Here is a 21,372-nt window from a genome sequence, read left to right as displayed (position 1 = left end):
CGGGAGCTACCCCTCGCAGGCTACTCCGTCGCCGTCGCCGTCCAATCCGGAACGATACCCGGGGGTGCCGGCATACAAGGGGGCAGCCCCGGCAGCCACCGCCTCGGAGCAGTTCGCGTAGTAGACGACCGTGGCGCTGGAGGCAGCCGCTACGGTGGCCGGTGCCTGCTGCCCGGGGCAGGTGGCGAGGATCCCGGCGATGGCGTCGTGCTCCGCCTGCGTGACCCACAGGCTGTATCGCGCCTTCACGGAGACCTGCCGGGCGACGTACTCACACCGGAATCCCTTGGCCGGAGGCAGCCAGGTGGCGGCGTCGCCGTCGCCCTTTTGCTGGTTCGTGGGCCCGTCCGTCGACTGGAGATTCAGCGGGTCGTTGGCGAACGCCGTCCGCTGCTCCGTGGTGAGCTGCTGGGCACCCTTCTGCCAGGCGTCACTGAGTGCCACCACATGGTCGATCTGCACGGCGCTGCTGGTGGTGGTGCCGCGGACGAAGTTGATGACAGTGCCCGTATAGGGGTCCGCAAGTACGCCGGTCTTGACCGTGCACGGGACGCCGGTGACGTACGTGATCTCAGTCAGGTCCCGGTTGAGGATGTCGTTCCGGGTGTCACAGCCGTTCTGGTCCACGTCCGCCCACGTTGCCCCGAACAGCGAGCGCTCATACCCGGTCTTGGGTGCCCGGCCCTTGACCGGCAGGGTATCCAGCAGGTCCGCGGCCTGGACTGTTGCTGACGGCTCGGTGCCTGTGTCAGCAGCCACCGCCGGCAGGTTTGAGCTGAAGAGGGCCAGCAGCGCGGAAAGGACGACGGAGGCCGTCCACCGGGCGCCGGAGGCAGGCGTGGTGTCGGGCAAGGACGCGTTTCTGGACATGCAGATTCCCCAGGTTGTGTGCATGAAAAGTTTGGTGCGTCAGCCCCCATTACCGCTGACGCCACGCAAGAGCTTAGCGTCGGGGAATCTCCCGGATTGACGGTTCCAGCGGAACTCGGGCAATCCTTCCCGACTCCTGCGCCAACGCTGCGCCTGGGAAAGATCCGGGACGCATCCGCGTACGGCGCACGGTGACGGCAGAAGGGGAGCCCCCTCCAGCACTGCAGTCTTCAGACGCAGAACCTGCAGGTACCTTCGCGATCTCGCTAAGAGACGGCTCGGACACTCTCATGTCCTGAACAACCCGGCGTCATCTGATGGTTACCTGCAGGCGCTTTAAGTTTAGGACGGGACCCGCTTCTTCAACAGGGGTCAGTGCCCCATGTCATGGAGTGGACTGCCCGACGGCGGCACCCAGCCCGGGTGCCGCCGTCGTGCGTCCTGCGCCGGTAGCCCGCCGCCTAGCGCGGGGTGCCTGCTGTGGAGTCCGTGACCTCACCTGCCCGGGCTTTGGCCTCACCGCCGCCGCGGGTCTTGAGCAGGCTGGCCACCGTGGCCACCAGGATGGTGGCGCCGATGAAGAGCAGGGAAAGCCAGATGGGGATTTCCGGGACCCAGAGGAGCGGCTGGCCGCCGTTGATGAAGGGGAGCTCGTTGACGTGCAGGGCGTGGAAGACCAGCTTCACGCCGATGAAGGCGAGGATGACGGCGAGGCCTTGGGCGAGGTACACGAGGCGTTCCAGCAGTCCCCCGATGAGGAAGAACAGCTGCCGAAGTCCCATGAGGGCGAAGGCATTGGCGGTGAAGACGATGTACGCCTCGCTGGTCAGGCCGTAGATCGCGGGGATCGAGTCGACGGCGAAGATCAGGTCCACGAAGCCGATGGCGATGATGGTGAGCATCATCGGCGTCACGAAACGCTTGCCGTCCAGTTTTACGGTGAGCTTGTCCCGGTGATATTCCGGAGTGACCGGCAGGATGCGGCGGACCAGGGTCATGAATTTGCCGTCGGCCGGGTTGGCCTCGTGGCCGCCGAACGCCTGCCGGTAAGCGAGGACCAGCAGCAGGGCACCGAAGATGTAGAACACCCAGGAGAAGTTTTCAATCAGCGTGGCGCCAATGGCGATGAACCCGCCGCGGAGGATGAGGGCGATGATGATGCCCACCATCAGCACCTTCTGCTGGTACTTCTTGGGAACCGCGAACCCCGTCATCACGATGAGGAAGACGAACAGGTTGTCCACGGACAGGGCTTTTTCGGTGAGGTAGCCGGCGAAGTACTCGCCGCCGTACGTCCAGCCCGAGACCATTCCAATCCCGGCGCCGAACACGAGCGCGAGTCCAATGTAGAACGCGGACCAGCGCGCCGACTCGCCGATGGACGGTTCGTGCGGTTTGCGGACGTGGGCGAAAAACTCGTAAACGAAGAACAGGATTGTCACAGCAATGGTGATGATCCAGACGAGGGGTGTCACCTGCATGGCGGGTACTCCAAAGGGTAGGCGTTGACATGTACGCCAAGGTCTCCTCCGCCCGGTGGGAACCGGAGCCGGTGGCCCGGGATGCTTCGCTGCATCCGTATTGACGGGCCACTCACAGACGGGAGTACTCCCCTTGATGGTTTAAATCGTAACTGATCAACGGGCGACGGCGGCACCCGGTTCCGGATGCCGCCGTCGTTAATCCCGCTGGAGAGAGCCCTACTTCAACTTGGGCACCAGCACAGGCGTGTTCTTCTTGTACTCCTCGTAGTCCGCCTGGCCGCCCCACTTCTTGTCCGCCTTCTTCTCCAGGGGCGGCACGCCGCTGCCCTTGGTCAGCAGCAGTGCAACGAACACCGGGGAGACCAGGGCCGCCCACTGCCAGCCCTGCAGGACTGGCAGAGCGATGATGGCGACACCCACCCACAGCGTGATCTCGCCGAAGTAGTTGGGGTGGCGGGACTTGGACCACAGGCCGGTGCTGATGAAGCGGCCCTTGTTGGCGGGATCGTCCTTGAACCGGTTCTTCTGCAGGTCCGCCGCGGTCTCGATGGTGATGCCCACGAGCCACACCAGCAGGCCCACCCAGAAGAACCCGTCCAGGCCCACCTTCTTGTCCGAGGTGATGGCAACCCACGCGAGCGCCGCGGTGAGCACCACCCACAGGCCCTGGATGGTCCAGGTGTTCAGGAAGCGGAAGAAGTCCGGCTTGAGCTCGTCAAAGCGGTCGTCCTTGCCGTGCTTGCTGATCCGGATGAACAGGAAACTGCCCAGCCGCGCGGCCCACAGCACCACCATGGCCGCCAGCAGCATGCCGCGCGCGTCAACGCCCGGGGATGCCAGCACCAGGAACACCGTGATGGAGATGTAGGTCAGGGCGCCGGTGAGGTCGTAGAACTTCTCCGTCTGCGCCTTGTAGGACGGAATGAACACCAGCCACTGGATCACGAAGGCGATGGCGACGCCCAGTGCAAACACCGGGAACCCGCCGATCCTCGACCCGCCCTGGCTGCCTGCGAGGGCAATGAGCACCGCGACCACCACGGCGATAACGGTGCTGATGAGGGCCTTGCGGCTCTTTTCGTTCACGGACAGATTCCTTTCCCCTGGTCCGCCGCGCGCTGCTGCACGGCCGGTCCCATCCGCGCCCCTCCGGGAACGGCTGTATTCAACAACAACTCAGCATGGTGGCCTTGTCCACTAAGTGTTCGGAGCGGCGGCCATTCTGTATGGGCTGGAACCGGCACGGTTGCCGGTTTCACTCCTGCAAGAATGCGGATCCGGGCAGTCCACACCCGGCTGTGGCTGCGAACCACTCCTGAACCGCACCCGAGCCAAGGAGCCCGCCATGAGCCCCCGCACCAAGAACTGGTTGACCGCCTACGTGGTCAGCGCCCTGATTTTCGCCGTGCTGGATGTGGCATGGATCCTGCTGGTGGCCAACCCGCTGTACCAGAACCAGATCGGCGGCCTCCTGGCGCCCAAGGCCAACCTGCTGGGCGCGGTGCTGTTCTATGTCATCTTCGTAGCGGGAATGGTGCACTACGGCATCCGGCCCAACGACTCGCGGGCTACGCTGCGGCAGCGCGTCACCGGTGCTGCCCTGTTCGGGTTCTTCACCTACGCCACCTGGGCGCTGACCGGGTTCGCCGTGCTGAAGGACTTCACCGCGCTGGTGGCCGTGACGGACATCCTCTGGGGTGCCGCGGCCTGCAGCCTGGTCACCTGGGTGACGGCCACCATCCTGCGGCGGCGGCTCATGAAGCCTGCCGCGGCCTGACCGTCAGCACCCGCGTCACGGACGGCACGCTTTAGACCCACGGACGGCGGCGAAACCCCGGGAAACCGGTGGCCGCCGTCGTCCGTCCCGCCAAAACCCTGCTTTGCCTGACGCCCGGCGCACAGACTGGCCCAGTTTTCAGTGCAGAGCGCGGGAAACAACGGGCCACCACCGCCGTTGGGCCGCCAAAACCGGGCCAGTGTGACACCACGGGCCCGGCTCCAGGGTTCAAGAACTCAACCGAACAGGGCGGCCACCTGGGTCAGCGTCTGGAAGACGCCATAGGCCAGCGGGATCCCCACCAGGACCCAGGCCAGGACCAGCCTGCCGGTGGACTTGCGGACCGGCTCGTGTGCGCCGTGGGTGTGTGCGGTGCTGCTCATTTCAGGCCTCCATGGTGGATTCGTGCCGCTCGGGGCGGGATTCGTGGAACCGTGCATCGACGGGCTTGACCAGCAGGTTGGCCACAAAGCCGATCACCAGCAGTGCCACCATGGTCAGCAGCGCCGGCTGGTAGGACACCGCATTCAACTGGCCGGGTTTGCCCTGTGCGTCCAGGATGCTGTTGACGATCAGTGGCCCGGCCACACCGGCGGCGGACCACGCGGTCAACAGCCGGCCGTGGATGGCGCCCACCTGGTACGTCCCGAACAGGTCCCGCAGGTAGGCCGGAACGGTGGCAAAGCCGCCCCCATAGAACGAGATGATGACGAAGGCGAGCACCACGTAGAGGGCCGTGGCGCTGGAGCCAGCCAGCGCCAGCACCGTGTACAGCACGGCACCCACGCCCAGGTACACCATGTAGATCCGCTTGCGGCCCGTGACGTCGGAGGTGGCGGACCAGGCGAACCGGCCGGACATGTTGCCGATGGACAGCAGCCCCACGAAGCCTGCGGCCACGCCGGCGCTCACCAGGGACTTGCCGTCGGACTGCCGGAAGAAGTCCTGGATCATGGGCGCCGCCTGCTCCAGGATGCCGATGCCGGCCGTGACGTTGCAGAACAGCGCCACCCACACCAGCCAGAACTGGCGCGTCTTGATGGCGTTCTTGGCAGAGACATTCTCCGTGGTCACCAGCTTGGCCGCCTTGACCTTGGAGGGATCGAACCCGGCCGGCCGCCAACCATCGGCGGGCACGCGGACAGTAAACGCGCCGAACAGCATGTAGGCGAGATAGACGACGGCGAGGGTCAGGAAGAGCTTGCCCACGGCGTCACCGCTGGCAACCCAGCCCTGGGCGCCGGAGTTGGGATCGTACGCCTTGAGCAGGGCCTGGGATACCGGGCTGGCGATCAGTGCGCCGCCGCCGAAGCCCATGATCGCCATGCCGGTGGCCAGGCCCGGCCGGTCCGGGAACCACTTGATCAGCGTGGACACCGGCGAGATGTAGCCGATGCCCAGTCCGATGCCGCCCACCACTCCGTAGCCCAGGTAGACCAGCCAGAGCTGCCGGGTGAAGATGCCCACCGAGCCGATGAGGAAGCCGCCCGCCCAGAACATCGCGGACGTGAACATCGCCTTGCGCGGGCCGTTGGTGTCCACCCAGGTGCCCATGACCGCGGCGGAAAGGCCCAGCATGACGATGGCGATGGAGAAGATCACGCCCACCTCGGTGAGGCTGGCACCGAAGTGCTTGACCAACGCCGTCTTGTACACGCTGGTGGCGTAGGCCTGCCCGATGCACAAGTGGACGGCGAGCGCCGCGGGCGGGACCAGCCAGCGGTTGAAGCCCGGCGGGGCGATGGAGTGGTCACGGTCCAGGAAGCCCATGGTTGATTCCTTTTACTTGTCGATGACGTCGATGTCTGATCGATCCAGAGGCGAAAGACCTTGATGAGCCCAGGCCCCTTGCCTTGGGCAATCATCATGCAAATCATCAGCAAACGTACTGTTGGCGCGCCGAACGGCGGGGATTTTACGGCGAGCGGCGTTCAGGCGGCCTTGATGGGTGGCTTACCGGACGATGCCGCCTGGCCCTCCCGGGCCAGGAACGCCGAGAGTTCGCCGATGGTACTCATAAGCGGCGCCGGGAAAACAACCGTGGTGTTCTTGTCGACGCCGATTTCCACGAGGGACTGCAGGTTCCTGAGCTGCAGGGCCAGCGGGTGGGCCATCATGGTGTCCGATGCGTCGCCGAGCGCCGTGGCGGCGATGGCCTCGCCTTCGGCGGCGATGATCTTTGCCCTCTTCTCACGTTCAGCTTCAGCCTGGCGGGCCATGGCCCGCTTCATGCTTTCAGGCAGCTGGATGTCCTTCAGCTCAACCAGCGTGACCTCCACGCTCCACTCGACGCTGAGCACATCGAGGATTTGCCGGATGTCAGCGTTGATCCGCGCGGTCTCGGACAGGGTCTGGTCCAGGGTGTGCTGACCCACGACTTTCCGCAGGGTGGTCTGGGCGATCTGGTCGATGGCCGCGGCAACGTTTTCGATGGCGACAATGGACTTCACGGCGTCCACCACGCGGTAGTAGGCCACGGCTGAGACGTCCACGCTCACGTTGTCCTGGGTGATGATGCCCTGGGACTGGATGGGCATGGTGACGATCCGCAGGCTGACCAGCGGCAGCCGGTCGATGACCGGGACGATCAGCCGCAGCCCGGGATCCCTGACACCGATGACCCTGCCGAGCCGGAAGAGCACGCCCTTCTCGTATTGGCGCACAATCCGGATGGACATCCTCGCCACGATGAGCAGCAGGATGACGACAATAATCGCGATGACAGTGGTGGGGTCCATCAGGATCCCCTCCTGGTTTGTTGAGCGGAAGGTGCCGGTGCCGGGGCCGGCACCGTGACAGGAGTCCTGGCTCCATTGTCCCACCAACTGGCCGAAGGAAGCCTGGCTCGCACAGCCGGAATGTGCCTCCTGCCGGGTCCCACTGCCACCTGTTCGCCGGACACCGGTGGTGGCAGAGTGAAACGATGAGCGAGCACACGTCCGGCCTGGTCCTGAACCTGGAATGCACGGTCCCTGCTACGCCGGAGGAAACATTCCGGCTGCTGACGGAACCGGACGAACTGGCAGCCTGGTGGGGCCCGCACGGCTTTACCATCCCGGCGGTGGAGGTCAATCTGGTGGCCGGCGGCCGCTACCGGTTCACCATGGCCCCGCCGGAGGGCGAGCCGTTCCATCTCTCCGGTACGTTCCTGGAAATCGACCCGCCCTGGCGCGTGGTCTACACGTTCTCGTGGGAAGAACCGGCACCCGACGACCGGGAGACCGTCGTCGATCTCTCCCTGGCCCGGGCCGACAGCGGGACCCATGTGGTCCTCTCGCAGGGACCGTTCCTGACGGAAGAACGGCTGGCACTGCACACCGCAGGCTGGAGCGATTCGTTCCAAAAACTCGGCACGGTCCTCGCGGGACGGGCGTAGCCGCTGCCCTGCTGTAGGTTGATGCTGGACTCTCACTTATCGTCAGGCAGGGCGGGGATCGCATGGACGCGGACGTCATCATTATCGGCGGCGGGCTGGCCGGGCTCGTGGCCGCCAACGAGCTGGTCCGAGCCGGACGGCGGGTGGCCATCGTGGACCAGGAGAACGCGGCCAACCTGGGCGGCCAGGCGTTCTGGTCGCTGGGCGGCCTCTTCCTGGTGGACACCCCGATGCAGCGCCGGCTGGGCGTGAAGGATTCCTCTGAGCTGGCATGGCAGGACTGGCAGGGTTCGGCGCAGTGGGACCGCCTCACCGGCCCCTGCCCGGAGGACGAATGGGCGGCCAGGTGGGGGCGCGCGTACGTGGAGTTCGCCGCCGGTGAGAAGCGCGCGTGGCTGCAGCAGCAGGGCATCCGGTTCACCCCGCTGGTGGGCTGGGCCGAGCGCGGTGATGGCAGGGCCGGCGGCCACGGCAACTCGGTCCCCCGCTTCCACGTCCCCTGGGGCACCGGCACCGGGGTGTCGGAACCGTTCGCGGACAAGGCCCGCGCGGCTGCTGCGGCGGGCGCCGTCAGGTTTTTCTTCCGGCACCGGGTGGACGGTTTAACGTACGACGGCGGCACGGTCACCGGGGTGCGGGGCGCGGTGCTGGCGCCTGATGACTCCCCCCGCGGGGTGTCCTCCACCCGGGACATGGTTGGGGACTTCGAATTGCGGGCGCAGGCGGTGGTGATTGCGTCCGGCGGGATCGGCGGCAACCACGGGCAGGTGCGCCGCTGGTGGCCGGAGCGGCTGGGGACGCCGCCGGGCAGGATGGTCACCGGGGTGCCGCAGCATGTGGACGGGCGGATGCTGGACATCGCCGACGACTCCGGCGTCCGGCTGGTGAACCGTGACCGCATGTGGCACTACACGGAGGGCATCCGGAACTGGAACCCCATCTGGCCGGACCATGCCATCCGGATCCTGCCCGGGCCGTCGTCGCTCTGGTTCGATGCCCTGGGCCGCCGGCTCCCCGCACCCGGCCTGCCCGGCTACGACACCTTGGGCACCCTCCGCCTGCTCCGGACCACCCCCGAGCTTCAGCCGTACGACCATTCCTGGTTCATCCTCAACCAGCGCATCATCGAAAAAGAGTTCGCTCTTTCCGGCTCGGAGCAGAATCCGGACATCACCAACCGGGACCTCAAGCTCCTGCTGAAGACCCGGCTGGGCCGCGGCGCGTCCGGCCCCATTGAGGCGTTCAAAGAGCACGGCGCTGACTTTGTGGTGGCGGACAACCTGGCGGAGCTGGTCAGCGGGATGAACGCCCTGACGGACCAGCCGCTGCTGGACCACGGGCACCTCCGGCGGCAGATCGAGGAGCGCGACGCCGAGATCCGCAATCCCTATTCCAAGGACAGCCAGGTGGCCGGCATCCGGAACAGCCGGCGCTACCTGGGAGACCGGCTTTTCCGCACCGTGAAGCCGCACCGGATCCTGGACCCGAAAGCCGGGCCGCTGATCGCCGTGCGTCTGCACGTGGTCACCCGGAAGACCTTGGGCGGAATCCAGACGGACCTTACAGGCCAGGCAATGGGACGGGACGGCGTTCCCGTTCCCGGGCTTTACGCTGCCGGGGAAGCTGCAGGTTTCGGCGGCGGCGGCGCCCACGGGTACAACGCGCTCGAAGGCACTTTCCTGGGCGGGTGCATCTTCACCGGCCTCACCGTGGGCCGCACGCTCGCCGCCGCACTCTAAGCCCCCGCTGTAGCCCGGGGTGCACCAAGGCCCGGGCCGCGCCAAAGTCAGCTGTGGCACCCGGCCCTGTGCCGCCGTCGTCCGTTGTGCCTTCTTGAAGTTACGGCAGGGGCGCCAGTCGCAGCTGCGTCGAGAGCCTGTGTGCGGTTGCAAGGTCGCCGTCGTCGTAGACCAGCACGCGGCCGATGAGGAGCACCGAGCGGCGCGGCGAAGCGATATGTCCCATCCCGCCCGGGACATCACCGGTCCATCCAGGCCCCGTGATGAGGAAATCCCCTGCCCCTGTGCCGGTGGTGCGCTTGCCCACGTAGGCGAAATTGGTGTTGTTGGAGGGGTTGGTGAACTGCACGCTGTAGTAGCGCCCTCCCATGTCCGGCACGTGGAGCACCAGCGGACCTTTCGAGAGGTCCAGCCAACCCAAGGTCAGGAGGGTGTCCCGGTTGACGCCGGCCGATGCCACCCGGGAGGTGCCCGCCGGAACATTAAGGGGGTCGGCGAAGAGCGCCTGCGACTGGGTGTACAGGGTATTGACGGGAATGGGACCTTCGCCGAAGCCCTTGACCACGATGGCCCGCTTGAACACGGACAGGAGCATGCGGGGCCAAAAATAGGTGGCAGCGAACCACGTGGCCGCCATGACCGTGCCGAAGATGAGCAGGTGTTCCAGACTCATGGCGTCCCGCCTCCCGCCCTGGCCACTGCCGGAACCACATAGCTTCCGTCCAGGACTGCCGGGCCGGGCTCGTAGACACGCAGCCAGAGAATGAACTTTCCGTCCGGGGCGGGCAGCCAGTTACGTTCGCGGCCTGCCGGAGGGGTGGCCTGGATGCAGACCTCAACAGAGCCGTCCGGGCCGGGGACCAATCCGGACCTGTCGCTCACGCTGTACCGGCGGAGGGGGTTGGCCACGAAGCGGTTCCTGGCATCGCCCATCGTCAGCGACCAGAAGGCGTTGGTGGGCGGCAAACCGCCCGGCGGGAACCGGAGGACGTACTCATGCCGGCCGGTCAGTTGGGCGCCCGTCGCATCCGAGTTGGCCCACCAGTAGACCGCCTCTTCCGGTGTGTTCACCGGGCCCGGGAACAACTGCGCGCAGGCAGCGCGCATCAGCACGCCGTTGCCCGGATCGCCCAGGCCGGGCATGGTGACCCACCCGTTCACACGGACGGCTTTGATCCTCGCGTACACCTGGGCAGTAACGAAAGCCAGGCCAAAGCCAATCAGAAAGCCCTGCAGCACATCGCTGCGGACGGTCCGGTTCAGCGGGAGGAAGAGCATGGCAAGGATGAACGCCACGCAGATGATGCCCACCAGCGCGGCGAAGTAGGCATAGGCCCTCCTCAACGTTCCGTTGCTTCCTTGGCCCTCCGGACCAGCCGCAGTTCGGGAAGTGCCTCCCATTCGGGCGGCAGGGTGTTGCGTTTCCCGTCGGGCCGGAATCCCTGTTTCAGGTAGAAGGCCAGGGCGCGCGGGTTGTTTTCCAGCACCCACAGGTACGTCGGACCGGAGCCGACGGCGGCACGCACCAGTGCTGCCCCCAGGCCGGTTCCATAGGTGCGCCGGAGGGTGTAGATCGCGTAGAGCTCCAGCGCCCCGGGAGCATCCGCCTCCCGCCCGGGTCCGGCGTCCGCGTAGCCCACCAGCTGGTTGTCGGCGTCGAAGGCGAGGATCCGCGGCTCATGGGTGTCCAGGAACGCCCGCCGCCGCTCCACCCGTTCCGGGATGCCGGCCCGGCGCCGCTCGAAGAAGGCCGGCGAGAGCAGGTGCGGGTAGCACTCCTCGTGCGCCAGCGTCTGCATGAGCACCACCGCCTCGGCGTCCTCCGGGGTGGCCTGGCGAAGTCGAAAGTCCATGGCGCCAGCCTAGCCAGCGGACCGGCACTCCGCGGCACTTAAGATGAGGCATGGACTTCGAGGGCGTGCTTTTGACGGCGGTTGGCGCGGCGCTGATTCTGCTGATGATCGCCGACGTCTTCCACACACTGCTCTACCCGCATGGCTCCGGTCCCGTGGGCCGGACCATCATGCGCGGGTTCTGGCTGCTGTCCAGGAAACTGCGGGGCGGCGCCTCATCGGTCGCCGCCCCGCTGGCCATGGCTGCGGTCATCGCCGCATGGGCCACCCTGGCTGCCGTGGGCTGGGCGCTCCTGTACCTCCCCCACCTGCCGGACGGCTTCTCCTATTCAAACGACATCCCCCGGCAGGCGGACTTCGCCGAAGCGCTTTACATTTCCCTGGTGGCCCTGTCCACGGCGGGGTTCGGTGAAATCGTGGCCATCCATCCGGTCCTTCGCCTGGTGATGGCGTTCCAGGCCGTGGCAGGTTTTGGCCTGCTGACCGCCACGGTCTCCTGGATCCTGCAGACCTACCCGGCGCTGAGCCGGCGGCGTGCCCTTGCCCACCGGCTCAACCTGTTCCGGGAAGCGGCAGGAACCTCCGGCATTGCCGCGCTGGAAGCCGGTCATGCGGCGGGACTGCTGGAGGCGATGGCCGAAAACGTGGCCTCCGTCAGCATCGACCTTCTTTCGTTCCACGAGACCTACTACTTCCACGAGGTGGAACAGCGGGGATCGCTGCCGGCCACCGTTGCCTACGCCCACCAGTTGGCCTCGGAAGCCCAGGCCAGCGACAACCCTGAACTGCGGTTTGCCGGGCGCATGCTCTACGCGGCCCTGGATGACCTGGCAGAAGTGCTGCGCGGAAAGTTCGGCCATGTGGGAGACACATCCTCCGACGTGTTCGACCACTACGAACTCCACCACCGGCACCGGCGGCCCCCGGAAACGCGGGCGTGAGCGCCAGAAGTTACAGCACTTTGGAAAGGAACTCCTGGGTCCGTTGGTGCCGGGGATTATTGAGAACCTCCCGCGGCGGCCCGGCCTCCACCACCACCCCTTCATCCATGAAGACCAGCGTGTCCGCGACCTCACGGGCGAACCCCATCTCGTGGGTCACCACCACCATGGTCATGCCGCTCCTGGCCAGTTCCTTCATGACCTCGAGCACCTCCCCCACCAGCTCGGGGTCCAGGGCACTCGTGGGCTCGTCAAAGAGCATCAGCTTGGGGTCCATGGCAAGGGCACGGGCGATGGCCACACGTTGCTGCTGCCCGCCGGACAGGTGGGCCGGGTAGGCGTCCCCCTTGTCCCCCAGCCCCACACGCTCCAGCAGCTCTTTTGCCCGGGCGGTGGCTTTGGCCTTGGAGAGGCCTTTCACCCGGATGGGGGCCAAAGTTATGTTCTCCATGGCCGTCAGGTGGGGAAAGAGATTGAAACGCTGGAAAACCATCCCGATTTCACGGCGTTGAAAGGCCGCTTCCGAGAGCTTGAGCTCGTAGAGCTTGCCGCCCTTCTGGCGGTAGCCCACCAGCTCGCCGTCGATCGAAAGCCGGCCGCCGTCGACCCTTTCCAGATGGTTGATGCAGCGCAGGAACGTCGACTTGCCCGATCCGCTCGGCCCCACAATGCACAGCACCTGGCCGCGGCCCACCTCCAGGCTTATACCCCGCAGGACCTTGTTCGTACCGAAATTCTTGGAAACCTTCTCGGCAAGCACCATCGGCACGCCCGTCATCCCTTACCTCCAAAGTCATTGCCAAGCGGCGCGCCTGGCTCTCCCGGAAGCACCGCTCCGGGGGCTGCCGTCGGGCCTGCCGCTTGTGCCGTGTCCGACGTCGGTGACCGCCTGCCCGAGTCCGCCCGGCCGGTGCCGCGGGAAAACCTCTTCTCGATGAAGTGCTGGCCCACCATCAGGACTGACGTGAAAAGCAGGTACCAGAGCGACGCCACGATCAGCAGCGGGACCGGGGTGAAGGTAACGGCGGAGATCCCGCGGGACACGCCATACAGGTCGATGCTCAAGGGGATGGCGGCCACCAGCGAGGTGGTCTTCAACATGGAAATTACTTCGTTGCCGGTGGGCGGAATGATGATCTTCATGGCCTGCGGGACCACGACGAACCTCATGGTCTGGCCCCAGGACAGGGCAAGCGCCGTGGCGGCCTCCTCCTGGCCGCGGTCCACGGACAAGAGTCCTGCCCGGACGATCTCGGACATGTACGCGGCCTCGTTCAGGCCGAGCCCAATGACGGCGGTGATGAAGAGGTTGGTGAAGATCCCGTTCGGGATGGTGACCCACGGCTCCATGAATGGAATACCCAGCGTGAACACCGGGTAGATCAGGGAGACCAGGCCCCAGAAGACCAGCTGCACGTACACCGGGGTTCCCCGGAAGATCCAGATGTACAGCCAGGCGATATTCTTCAGCACCGGATTGGGCGACAGGCGCATGATGGCCAGCACCAGGCCGATGACGATCGCGCCGATCATGGCGTAGATGGTCAGCGACAATGTCACCCACGCAGCCTGGCTGATCCGACGGTCAAAGATGTATTTGCCCACCTCCGGCCAGCCGTAGTCCGGGCGCTGTGCGGCGTCCAGCACAAACACCGCCAGCCCGAGCACCAGGACAACGGCAATCAGAATCCGCCAGGGGTGGCGGAGCGGAATCGCGACGATGGCCTCGGGCGGAGCATCGTCCGCGGCGCGCCCGCTGCCGCTGCGCGGGCCTCTGCCGTGGTCCGCCTCAATCATTCCGTCGGATTCCGCCCTGCTCATGTTCTGTTACCCCTTGGATGCCACGTTGAGTGCAGCCGTCTTTATTCCACCGGCTTCCACTCCCCACTTGGACAGGATCTTGGTGTAGGTGCCGTCATCGATCAGCGACTGGAGCGCCTTCTGGAGGACCGGAGTGAAGTCGCTGCCCTTGGCGACGGGGATGCCGTATGGAGCCACTTCAAATGCGTCGCCGGCAGTCTGCAGCTTGTCCTTGGTCTTGGAGATCGCATAGAGGGTGACGGGCGAGTCAGCGCTCATCGCATCCACCTGCCCCACGGCCAGTGCATTGGTCGCCTGGTCCTGCGCGTCGAACTTGAAGATCTGAATTGCAGGCTTGCCTGCGTCGGTGCAGGCTTTTGACTTCTTGGGCACTTCGTCGGTGTCCTCATAAGTGGTTGCCTGGACAGCCACCTTCAGTCCGCAGGCGTTGTTAGGGTCCACGGTCTTACCCTTGGGGGCTGCCCACTGGATGCCGGCCGAGTAGTAATTGAGGAAGTCCACCTGCTTTTCCCGTTCTTTGGTGTCCGTGAACGAGGACATGCCCATGTCGTCCTTGCCTGCACGCACCGCGGGCAGGATGTTATCGAAGGTGCCGATATCGAAGTTGACCTTCAGGCCCATCACCTTGCCCAGTGCATTGGTGAGGTCAACGGACCACCCGGCCGGCGCCCCGTTGTCATCCTTGAACTCGTTGGGCGGGTAGTTGTTGGCCATGCCGACGTTCAGGACCCCGGCACTCTTGATTTTGTCCGGCAGGGACGCCGCGATGGAGTCGTTCTTTTTGACGTCGACGGCGGCGGCGGTGCCGCTCGCCGAGGCGGGCCCGGTGGCGGCCGGCTGGCTGTTGTCCACGCATCCGGAGAGCGCGAGTGCCGAGGCTACGGTAAGGACGGGGAGTACGTATCTGGTGCGCATGGCTTCCTTAGCTTTCAGGGATCTTCTTTAGTTGTTGCCTGACTTCGTTGTCTCAAGAATTTCGCCGGAAGAACGGAGGTCCCGGAGGATCTCCCCACCCCTGGCTTTCAGCTCAGGGACGCTGGAAACACCTACCAGCGTCATGGTACGCCTGAGTTCGTCCGCGAGGATGTCAATGATGCGGCCTACGCCAGGAGAGCCCGCAGCGACCAGACCGTAGAGGTAGGCCCGGCCGATGGAGCAGGCGTCTGCTCCGAGCGCCAGCGCCTTGAGGATGTCGCTGCCCCGCCGGATTCCCGAGTCCACGTAGATCTCCAGCGAGTCACCCACCCGCTGCCGCGATTCCTGGAGGACGTCCATGGGGCTCAGCATGTGGTCCAGCTGGCGGCCGCCGTGGTTGCTCAACTGCACGGCGTCCAGCCCGATCCGGGCTGCCTTGTCCACATCGGATGGGTTGACGCAGCCTTTGAGTACGATCTTGCCCTGCCAGGCCTGACGCAGTGCTTCGAGTTCCTTCCAGCCGCTGGATGCGTCCGAATGGCCCAGGATGTGCTGCCACATGGAGGGGGTGACCATGGAGGTGGCAGCGGCACTGTGTGGATCCAGATTGGGGAAGCTGATGCCCTCTGACTTCAGGAAGTTGACCCACCAGGATGGGCGGCGGGCAATGTCAGCAATCGTCGAAAGCGTCAAGGCGGGCGGAGCGGTAAAGCCGTTGTGGAGGTCGCGTTCCCGTGCACCGAGTGCACGGGTGTCGACGCCGACAATCAGTGTGGTGAATCCCGCAGCTTCGCAGCGTGCCAGTTTGTCTTTCGCGGCCTGCGGGTCCGAGCCCAGCCCGAAGTTGAACCAGCGGTCCAAGCCGGGGTGGCTCCGGGCAATGGTCTCCATAGCCACTGTGCTTAGCCCGGCAAGTCCGTAAGGGATGTGGGCGCGGTCGGCTGCCGCCGCGACGGCTGCCTCCCCCTCGGGGTGGAACAACCGGGTGGCGCCGGTGGGGGTCAGCGTCAGTGGCAGGGCGCTGGTCCTGCCAAGCAGGGCTGTACTGGTATCAGGTCCCTCGACCGGCCCCCAGCTGGGCATGAGGGCCCAGGAGTCGAAGACAGCGCGATTGCGGCGCAGCGTCACCTCGTCTTCTGACCCGCCGTCGAGGTAGTCGAAGATTCCGGCGGGCAGGACTTTGCGCGCGGACTTCCGGTATTCCTCCACGTTGTACGCGTTGGCCAGCACGCGGCGCCGCCGGGAAAATACGGGTGCTTTGACCTGGATGAGCTCCTTGGCTTCGCTGATCTTCAATGACGGCCTTCCACTGCTTGCGCTTGCGTTCGTTGACTTCAGCGTAGGAACCCGCGGGCTGTGCGACTATAGAGAAATCCACAAGGCAGGAGTTTTCGAATTAGCGCAAACTACCAAAGTGACTGCTTCGGCGCTGCCGCGTGACCGCCGTCGAGCCCCTCTCCCTGCCCACGCTTTCGGATGTGGCACGCTCCACGGATTCGGAGATTGTGCGCCTGGTGGAGATGCCTGACCATGACCAGCAGGCGGTGGCGGGCTCTGTCCTGTACGACTCCACGGCCCCGCCCGCGAAGTATCCCGGGGCTCTTGCCCTGGCCATCGGCCTCTCGTTGTCCGGAAAGCGCCTGCGGGCCAAGGTCCAGGACCTCGCCGACGCCGGCTATGTGGGAATCGTTTACAAGACCAATGGAAAACCGGACACCGTGCTCCGGGCGGCCGCCCGCGAAACCGGAATGGCGCTCTTTCGGGCCTCGGATTCAGTGCCATGGAACCAGTTGGCAGAGATCATGGATGCGGCCGTCATACCGCACCGCCAGTCCGGACGGACACTGGTGGACATCCGTCCCGGCGACCTGTTCGATCTCGCCAACACAGTGGCCGCGCAGGCAGGAGGTGCCGTGGCCATTGTGGATCCCGACCAAACCATCCTTGCCTATTCAACACTCCCGGACCAGCCCATCGATGAGACGCGGCGCAGTTCCATCCTGCGCCTGCAGGTACCGCGCTCTGCCGAGACCGACAGGGACTACCGGCGCGTCCATGCTGCCAGCGATGTGGTGGACGTGAAGACCGAAGACCCGGAGCTGCGCCGCACCGCCATATCCATCCGCGCGGGAGCGGGCGTACTGGGATCTCTCTGGCTCCTGGAACGGGCCGGTCACCAGAATAAGGATGCAGCCCGGATCCTGCGGGAAGCGGCGAACGTGGCTGCACTCCATATCCTGCACAAGCGCACCACTTACGTTTCGAACCTCACGCGGCAGTTGGACATGGTGCAGCCGCTGCTGTTCGAACCCAAACGCGCCGAGCTGGCAGCTATCCGGCTCGGTATCTCCGCAGACTCCATCCGGGTGGCGGCGCTCACGGCGTGGCCCGCGGACGCAGTTGCTGCCCAAACACTGCAGTCACGCCTCCGCCTCTTCGACACCATCCGAACAGCCTGCGCTATCCGGTTGCCCTCTGCGGTCTGCGGACTTTCGGACAACATTGTGTATGTCGTACTGCCACAGGGAACCGATTCCGACTGGCACTTCCAGCGCGGCGCCATCCTGGCCATTGTCAGGAATGCGCGGCGGGCCCTCGGCCGCCCCGTCCTGGCCGCACTGGGCAGCGCGGCTACCGTAAACCGGCTTGCAGAGTCCCGGATCAATGCCGAGACGGTCCTGTCCGAATTGGTCCGCACCGTTGCGGAAGGACAGATCGACCCGGACTCGGACCAGGTGGTGGCCGACGATGAATCGCTGGGCTCGCGCCTGCAGCTGCGCCGGATTGTATCCTCGTTGACCGCGGCCGGGCAGCTGCCCGGAGTGCACGCCATGAGGATTGCAGAGTACGACGAACAGCACAGGAAATCCTTTGAGGAGACCATCCGGGCCTACCTGAGCTGCGGCGGCAACGCGATGGATACGGCCAATGCACTGAAGGTGCACGTCAATACAGTCCGCTACCGCTTGTCCAGGGTGAAGACGCTCTTCGGCATCGAGCTCGATGATCCCGAGACACGCCTGCTCGTGTGGCTGCAGCTCTGGGCGAGGCACAACTAAAGCGCGGATTAGTCGGGCCACGGCGGCATCCCCCCTGCTTGGTAGGGTCTGCGTATGGCACCCCATTCCCATTCCATGGATGACGTCATTTACGAACCTGAGCGCGTCCAGTTCGAGTTCTTCCTGGACGAGCACCGGGCTGCGCTGGATGAGTGCCTGGACGGGCTGACCGAGGAGCAGGCCAGGCGCCGGCTGGTTCCGTCCCGGACCACCCTTTTGGGGCTGGTGAAGCATGCCACCTTCGTCGAAAAGGTCTGGTTCGATGAGGCCTTTACCGGACGTCCGCGCAGGGAGATCGGCATTCCGGCCACCCCGGACGAATCATTCATCCTGGACGACGACGATACCGTCGCCTCCGTCCGCGCGGCCCACCGGGAGGCCTGCGCCGTCTCCCGGGCCGCTGCCGCCCCTCTTGGCCTGGATGACCTGGTGACAGGAAACCGGCGGGGACCTGTGCCGCTGCGCTGGGTCTACCTCCATATGCTTCGCGAACTGGCGCAGCACTGCGGCCATGCGGACATCCTGCGCGAGCAGATCATGGCGGAGGCGAACGCGGGCTGAGCGGCGTCCCCGGCCCGTCAGCGCAGTCCGTTGTAGCCGAGCGGGGCCGGGCGTAAACTCAGCCCACCATCCATGCGGAGGCGAAAAGCCATGAAGACCATCCGGACGCGGGCCCTCGAAGCGGAACACCACGCCACGCTCAGTCCCGGCGACGACGAACGGTTCTCCGGGTACGGCGTGATGGGGCTGACGTTCAGCACCGGCCACGTCCTGGCCATGCGTCGCTTCCCCGTGACCAGCGTGGGGCCGGGCTACACCTCGGTCTGGCTGCGCCGGCCCTCCGGTTCCTGGACCATTTACGCGAACGCAGCACCGGATGTTTCCTGCGCCCGCTATTTCAGCGCCGGCCTCACTGATGCCGTCCAGTGCGACGTCGGCGTCGACTGGACCGGCGACACGTCCTTCACCGTGACCATCGGCCAGGACGTGAACCTCACCTGGAACGTGGAACTCGGGTCGACGCCCATCACCGCCGCCATGAGCGCGGTGATGACGGCGCTGCCCAACAAGCTTTTGTCCAACAAGGCATTCCTGAAGTCGATGGGTTCCGCCGCGGGCCCCATGCTCAGCGCTGGACACCTCGGACTGACGGGCAGTGTTCCCAACAAACAGGGCTTCCGGGCCAAACCCCGGCGCATGTGGTTCATCTCCCGCAGCACGGCAACCCTCAGCGGCGAGGACCTCGGCACCCCGCAGCCACTCACCGTGCAGACCAGGCTGGGTGATTTCTGGATCCCCCAGCGCGGCATCTTCGTGATTGGCGCCTCGTCCTTCGACCGGTTCGATCCCGCGCAGCATCTTCCCGCCACCACCCGCAGGACCCCGTAAGCTACCTCCGCCGGCGCGGCGGCCGGTGCCGGGACCGGACGTGAATCGGCAGGAACCGCCGCGAACCCGTCATCTCGCCCCGGCTTGTCAGGGCCACGGCGGCAACCAGCAGCCACATGGTGGCCGCCTGCCCCCACGGGTAGACCTGTTGGGGAACTCCCGGTGCCAGCGGGTTGAGGATGAACTGGAATGCCGCCAGGCTGGCGTGCATCACGGCCGCCACGAACACGCTCCCCGTGTGCTCGTAGACCCAGACCATGAGCACCCGGTAGGCCGTCAGCTGGCCGGCCAGGACACCGGCAACCCACAGCGGCATGAAGACCGCCAGCGGCACTCCGCCGTTCGTCCCGCCACCGCCCCAGTAGTTCACGAAGAAGTGCCAGGCGCCCCACAGCACCCCCACCAGGACCCCCGTCCAGAGAACGCTGTAATGCTGCCGGGCCCTCGGAATGGCGAACCCGGTCCACCCGATCTCCTCGAAAAGCCCGACCACCAGCCCCAGCACCACTCCCGTAACGAGTGTCCCGCCCCGGTCCGGCTCCGTGGCAATCCGCGGCGCATAATCCAGGGACGATATCCAGAGCACCAGCACGGGTGCGGCCAGCGTCACGGGAGCGGCCAGCAGGGCGAAGAGGTACCAGCGCCCCTCGACCCGCCAGATCCGCAGCCGCGCCCAAAGCTCCCGGTACCCTTCCCGTCCCGACACGATTCCTGTCAGGACCAGGCCTGCCACCGCGGGCCCCAGCAGCATGGCCGGCACCGTAGCGGGGATGGTGCGCTGGAACTGTTCGGGTGTGGGCGACAGGCCGCCGGTGACCATCCATACGGCCGTCACGATGGCTCCCCAGGACAGGAGGAATGTCACGGCGAAGTACCACGGCAACGGGTGCCTGCGCATGGAATCCGCCAGCGCATGCATGTGTCCTCCCTTCCCTCAAGCCACGAGCCGCGCCACCAGCTCGCCCCGGCTGCCGACGCCCACCTTTTCGAAGACCGATTTCAGGTGGTCGTGCACGGTATGCGGGGAGATAAAGAGGTGCCCGGCAATCTCCGCGGTGGAACCGCCCGACAGCACCTCCAGGCAGACGTCCCGCTCCCGTGCCGTGACGCCGTACGCCATCAGCAGCAGGCTGGCGAGTTCATGGGTGGTGGCAGGTTCCACGGTCACCACCATCTGCTCCGGGTCATCGCCGGTGATCAAGCGGCTGGCCTGCAGCACCACCCAGCTGTTCCCGGCGTCGCGCATCCTCGCCCGCGCCGTCCCGGATGCTGCGGCGTGCGCCTGCGCCACCACCCAAAGGAGCGTCTGGCTGAAGCGGCCGGGCGCCGCGTCCTCCACCGCGGCCAGCCAGGACGCAGCCGCGGGCGTGGCTGCACGCAGGTCCCCGTGCAGCCCGGCAAGGACAATGACGGGCCCGACGGCGGCAGGCCCGGCGGGGTGCGCCACGCGGACGGCCGCCCTGGTCGCCGCAGCCAGGGTGCCGGATACCGCGCCCAGGAATTCCACCTCGCGGTCGGTGAAGTCGCGGCCGCCTTCCCGGAAGATGCTGCCCACTCCCCAGCACGCCTCGTCCACCCGGAAGGCGGCACGCAGCTCATGTTCCAGGCCCAGGGGCTTGAGCAGATCGTTGATCCGGACACTGCGCACCACCTCCCGGTGCGGCGCGTCCGAAATCCTGGCGATGGGGCGGGGACGCCGCAGCAGTTCCACGAAAGTGTTCGGCTCCCGGCCGGTGTACTCGGACTGGGCAAAGCGCAGGAAATATTCCTCGAACTGGTGGCTGGCCACCGGCCACGGCTGCCAGTTGGTGATGGAGGTCATCACCATGGAGTCGGGGTCGACGGCGGCCCAGCAGCCCTGCTCGAACGGCACCTCCCGCTGCACGACGGCCAGCGCCGCCGCGTAGAGGCCGGCCAGGTCCATCCCGCCTGCGGCCATGGCGGCGATGTCACGCCGGGCACGCTCCGCGCGCTCCTCCCACATACCTCCAGTATCGTCGCGGCGGCCAGCGCCGCAATCCCCTGAATTGGGGGTTTCCGGCGTGACCCGAAACCCCCGGCGGGGGGATCGCAACGGTGCGTTCCGCCGTCGTACGTTTCCTTCGTGGACGCGGGCACCGGGCCCGGCGCCGGCACATCAATTGGAGG

Annotated in this window: 22 protein-coding genes; 7 read left to right on the top strand and 15 right to left on the bottom strand. The window is 66.1% G+C overall.

The window, feature by feature from the left end; translation table 11 throughout:
• Window positions 1-6: 6 nt before the first annotated feature.
• From VIK36_RS05525 to VIK36_RS05515, 3 genes are all read right to left on the bottom strand, one after another.
• Window positions 7-870, bottom strand: coding sequence for a GmrSD restriction endonuclease domain-containing protein (locus tag VIK36_RS05525; protein WP_324644387.1), 864 nt, complete (start codon window positions 868-870; stop codon window positions 7-9).
• A gap of 461 nt (window positions 871-1,331) precedes the next feature.
• A complete protein-coding gene (locus tag VIK36_RS05520; protein ID WP_324644386.1) occupies window positions 1,332-2,351 on the bottom strand; it encodes a TerC family protein in 1,020 nt (339 codons plus the stop codon).
• A gap of 219 nt (window positions 2,352-2,570) precedes the next feature.
• Window positions 2,571-3,440, bottom strand: coding sequence for a DUF1295 domain-containing protein (locus VIK36_RS05515; protein ID WP_324644384.1), 870 nt, complete (start codon window positions 3,438-3,440; stop codon window positions 2,571-2,573).
• Between the two features lie 259 nt (window positions 3,441-3,699).
• On the opposite strand from VIK36_RS05515, the gene VIK36_RS05510 reads away from it, so the two are divergent.
• Window positions 3,700-4,131, top strand: coding sequence for a DUF2177 family protein (locus VIK36_RS05510; RefSeq protein ID WP_324644383.1), 432 nt, complete (start codon window positions 3,700-3,702; stop codon window positions 4,129-4,131).
• 236 nt (window positions 4,132-4,367) lie between these two features.
• Here the strand turns inward: VIK36_RS05510 and VIK36_RS05505 are convergent, their stop codons facing one another.
• From VIK36_RS05505 to VIK36_RS05495, 3 genes are all read right to left on the bottom strand, one after another.
• Window positions 4,368-4,514 (bottom strand): MFS transporter small subunit, encoded by a 147-nt coding sequence (locus tag VIK36_RS05505; protein ID WP_255174672.1) that lies wholly within the window; start codon window positions 4,512-4,514, stop codon window positions 4,368-4,370.
• Between the two features lies 1 nt (window position 4,515).
• Entirely contained in the window at window positions 4,516-5,901 is a 1,386-nt protein-coding gene (locus VIK36_RS05500) for an OFA family MFS transporter (protein WP_324644381.1), read from the bottom strand.
• 161 nt (window positions 5,902-6,062) lie between these two features.
• Window positions 6,063-6,869 (bottom strand): SPFH domain-containing protein, encoded by an 807-nt coding sequence (locus VIK36_RS05495; protein ID WP_324644380.1) that lies wholly within the window; start codon window positions 6,867-6,869, stop codon window positions 6,063-6,065.
• A 185-nt stretch (window positions 6,870-7,054) separates the two neighbouring features.
• On the opposite strand from VIK36_RS05495, the gene VIK36_RS05490 reads away from it, so the two are divergent.
• Both VIK36_RS05490 and VIK36_RS05485 read left to right on the top strand, forming a co-directional pair.
• A complete protein-coding gene (locus VIK36_RS05490; protein WP_324644379.1) occupies window positions 7,055-7,507 on the top strand; it encodes an SRPBCC domain-containing protein in 453 nt (150 codons plus the stop codon).
• 62 nt (window positions 7,508-7,569) lie between these two features.
• Entirely contained in the window at window positions 7,570-9,246 is a 1,677-nt protein-coding gene (locus VIK36_RS05485) for an FAD-binding dehydrogenase (protein WP_324644378.1), read from the top strand.
• 100 nt (window positions 9,247-9,346) lie between these two features.
• Here the strand turns inward: VIK36_RS05485 and VIK36_RS05480 are convergent, their stop codons facing one another.
• From VIK36_RS05480 to VIK36_RS05470, 3 genes are read right to left on the bottom strand one after another with little or no spacing between them, the layout of a single operon-like run.
• Window positions 9,347-9,919, bottom strand: coding sequence for a DUF1254 domain-containing protein (locus VIK36_RS05480; protein WP_255174668.1), 573 nt, complete (start codon window positions 9,917-9,919; stop codon window positions 9,347-9,349).
• Window positions 9,916-10,590 (bottom strand): DUF1214 domain-containing protein, encoded by a 675-nt coding sequence (locus VIK36_RS05475; protein WP_255174667.1) that lies wholly within the window; start codon window positions 10,588-10,590, stop codon window positions 9,916-9,918. The genes VIK36_RS05480 and VIK36_RS05475 overlap by 4 nt, the downstream gene beginning before the upstream one ends.
• Window positions 10,587-11,099 carry a GNAT family N-acetyltransferase gene (locus tag VIK36_RS05470; RefSeq protein ID WP_324644376.1) on the bottom strand — a complete coding sequence of 171 codons (513 nt, stop codon included), beginning with the start codon at window positions 11,097-11,099 and terminating at the stop codon, window positions 10,587-10,589. The genes VIK36_RS05475 and VIK36_RS05470 overlap by 4 nt, the downstream gene beginning before the upstream one ends.
• A 50-nt stretch (window positions 11,100-11,149) precedes the next feature.
• Between VIK36_RS05470 and VIK36_RS05465 the strand changes: the two genes are divergently transcribed.
• Window positions 11,150-12,040: a potassium channel family protein gene (locus VIK36_RS05465; RefSeq protein WP_324644375.1), complete on the top strand. Its 891-nt coding sequence runs from the start codon at window positions 11,150-11,152 to the stop codon at window positions 12,038-12,040.
• Between the two features lie 10 nt (window positions 12,041-12,050).
• On the opposite strand, the gene VIK36_RS05460 is transcribed toward VIK36_RS05465, so the two are convergent.
• From VIK36_RS05460 to VIK36_RS05445, 4 genes are read right to left on the bottom strand one after another with little or no spacing between them, the layout of a single operon-like run.
• The gene (locus tag VIK36_RS05460) at window positions 12,051-12,818 is read right to left on the bottom strand and encodes an amino acid ABC transporter ATP-binding protein (RefSeq protein WP_303694825.1); all 768 of its coding nucleotides are present in this window, start codon (window positions 12,816-12,818) and stop codon (window positions 12,051-12,053) included.
• Window positions 12,815-13,861, bottom strand: a complete 1,047-nt coding sequence (locus VIK36_RS05455; protein WP_324644374.1) for an amino acid ABC transporter permease — start codon at window positions 13,859-13,861, stop codon at window positions 12,815-12,817. The genes VIK36_RS05460 and VIK36_RS05455 overlap by 4 nt, the downstream gene beginning before the upstream one ends.
• 6 nt (window positions 13,862-13,867) lie before the next feature.
• Window positions 13,868-14,776: an ABC transporter substrate-binding protein gene (locus VIK36_RS05450; protein WP_324644373.1), complete on the bottom strand. Its 909-nt coding sequence runs from the start codon at window positions 14,774-14,776 to the stop codon at window positions 13,868-13,870.
• Between the two features lie 27 nt (window positions 14,777-14,803).
• Window positions 14,804-16,072, bottom strand: a complete 1,269-nt coding sequence (locus VIK36_RS05445; RefSeq protein WP_324644371.1) for an alpha-hydroxy acid oxidase — start codon at window positions 16,070-16,072, stop codon at window positions 14,804-14,806.
• 140 nt (window positions 16,073-16,212) lie between these two features.
• Between VIK36_RS05445 and VIK36_RS05440 the strand changes: the two genes are divergently transcribed.
• The 3 genes from VIK36_RS05440 to VIK36_RS05430 all read left to right on the top strand — a co-directional run bounded on the left by VIK36_RS05440 (window position 16,213) and on the right by VIK36_RS05430 (window position 19,224).
• Entirely contained in the window at window positions 16,213-17,835 is a 1,623-nt protein-coding gene (locus VIK36_RS05440) for a helix-turn-helix domain-containing protein (protein ID WP_324644370.1), read from the top strand.
• A 54-nt stretch (window positions 17,836-17,889) separates the two neighbouring features.
• Window positions 17,890-18,396 carry a DinB family protein gene (locus VIK36_RS05435; protein WP_255174660.1) on the top strand — a complete coding sequence of 169 codons (507 nt, stop codon included), beginning with the start codon at window positions 17,890-17,892 and terminating at the stop codon, window positions 18,394-18,396.
• Window positions 18,397-18,486: 90 nt separating this feature from the next.
• Window positions 18,487-19,224: a hypothetical protein gene (locus tag VIK36_RS05430; protein WP_324644369.1), complete on the top strand. Its 738-nt coding sequence runs from the start codon at window positions 18,487-18,489 to the stop codon at window positions 19,222-19,224.
• A gap of 1 nt (window position 19,225) precedes the next feature.
• Here VIK36_RS05430 and VIK36_RS05425 read toward each other — a convergent pair whose 3' ends face one another.
• Entirely contained in the window at window positions 19,226-20,143 is a 918-nt protein-coding gene (locus VIK36_RS05425; RefSeq protein WP_324644367.1) for a CPBP family intramembrane glutamic endopeptidase, read from the bottom strand.
• Window positions 20,144-20,158: 15 nt separating this feature from the next.
• Window positions 20,159-21,208, bottom strand: coding sequence for a helix-turn-helix transcriptional regulator (locus tag VIK36_RS05420; RefSeq protein ID WP_324644366.1), 1,050 nt, complete (start codon window positions 21,206-21,208; stop codon window positions 20,159-20,161).
• Window positions 21,209-21,372 lie beyond the last annotated feature (164 nt).

Origin of the sequence: Pseudarthrobacter sp. LT1 (assembly GCF_035621795.1) — a bacterium.
In the GTDB taxonomy this organism is placed as follows: domain Bacteria; phylum Actinomycetota; class Actinomycetes; order Actinomycetales; family Micrococcaceae; genus Arthrobacter.
The sequence above is the reverse complement of the archived record's forward strand: the minus strand, read 5'-3'. Positions and strand labels throughout refer to the sequence as shown.

What these genes read in the sequence shown, in the direction of transcription:
- VIK36_RS05455 (WP_324644374.1), bottom strand. Translation starts at nt 13,861, where the DNA reads ATGAGCAGGGCGGAATCCGACGGAATGATTGAGGCGGACCACGGCAGA.
- VIK36_RS05495 (WP_324644380.1), bottom strand. Translation starts at nt 6,869, where the DNA reads ATGGACCCCACCACTGTCATCGCGATTATTGTCGTCATCCTGCTGCTC.
- VIK36_RS05490 (WP_324644379.1), top strand. Translation starts at nt 7,055, where the DNA reads ATGAGCGAGCACACGTCCGGCCTGGTCCTGAACCTGGAATGCACGGTC.
- VIK36_RS05430 (WP_324644369.1), top strand. Translation starts at nt 18,487, where the DNA reads ATGAAGACCATCCGGACGCGGGCCCTCGAAGCGGAACACCACGCCACG.
- VIK36_RS05465 (WP_324644375.1), top strand. Translation starts at nt 11,150, where the DNA reads ATGGACTTCGAGGGCGTGCTTTTGACGGCGGTTGGCGCGGCGCTGATT.
- VIK36_RS05450 (WP_324644373.1), bottom strand. Translation starts at nt 14,776, where the DNA reads ATGCGCACCAGATACGTACTCCCCGTCCTTACCGTAGCCTCGGCACTC.
- VIK36_RS05425 (WP_324644367.1), bottom strand. Translation starts at nt 20,143, where the DNA reads ATGCATGCGCTGGCGGATTCCATGCGCAGGCACCCGTTGCCGTGGTAC.
- VIK36_RS05435 (WP_255174660.1), top strand. Translation starts at nt 17,890, where the DNA reads ATGGCACCCCATTCCCATTCCATGGATGACGTCATTTACGAACCTGAG.
- VIK36_RS05420 (WP_324644366.1), bottom strand. Translation starts at nt 21,208, where the DNA reads ATGTGGGAGGAGCGCGCGGAGCGTGCCCGGCGTGACATCGCCGCCATG.
- VIK36_RS05525 (WP_324644387.1), bottom strand. Translation starts at nt 870, where the DNA reads ATGTCCAGAAACGCGTCCTTGCCCGACACCACGCCTGCCTCCGGCGCC.
- VIK36_RS05505 (WP_255174672.1), bottom strand. Translation starts at nt 4,514, where the DNA reads ATGAGCAGCACCGCACACACCCACGGCGCACACGAGCCGGTCCGCAAG.
- VIK36_RS05500 (WP_324644381.1), bottom strand. Translation starts at nt 5,901, where the DNA reads ATGGGCTTCCTGGACCGTGACCACTCCATCGCCCCGCCGGGCTTCAAC.
- VIK36_RS05485 (WP_324644378.1), top strand. Translation starts at nt 7,570, where the DNA reads ATGGACGCGGACGTCATCATTATCGGCGGCGGGCTGGCCGGGCTCGTG.
- VIK36_RS05480 (WP_255174668.1), bottom strand. Translation starts at nt 9,919, where the DNA reads ATGAGTCTGGAACACCTGCTCATCTTCGGCACGGTCATGGCGGCCACG.
- VIK36_RS05510 (WP_324644383.1), top strand. Translation starts at nt 3,700, where the DNA reads ATGAGCCCCCGCACCAAGAACTGGTTGACCGCCTACGTGGTCAGCGCC.
- VIK36_RS05460 (WP_303694825.1), bottom strand. Translation starts at nt 12,818, where the DNA reads ATGACGGGCGTGCCGATGGTGCTTGCCGAGAAGGTTTCCAAGAATTTC.
- VIK36_RS05470 (WP_324644376.1), bottom strand. Translation starts at nt 11,099, where the DNA reads ATGGACTTTCGACTTCGCCAGGCCACCCCGGAGGACGCCGAGGCGGTG.
- VIK36_RS05520 (WP_324644386.1), bottom strand. Translation starts at nt 2,351, where the DNA reads ATGCAGGTGACACCCCTCGTCTGGATCATCACCATTGCTGTGACAATC.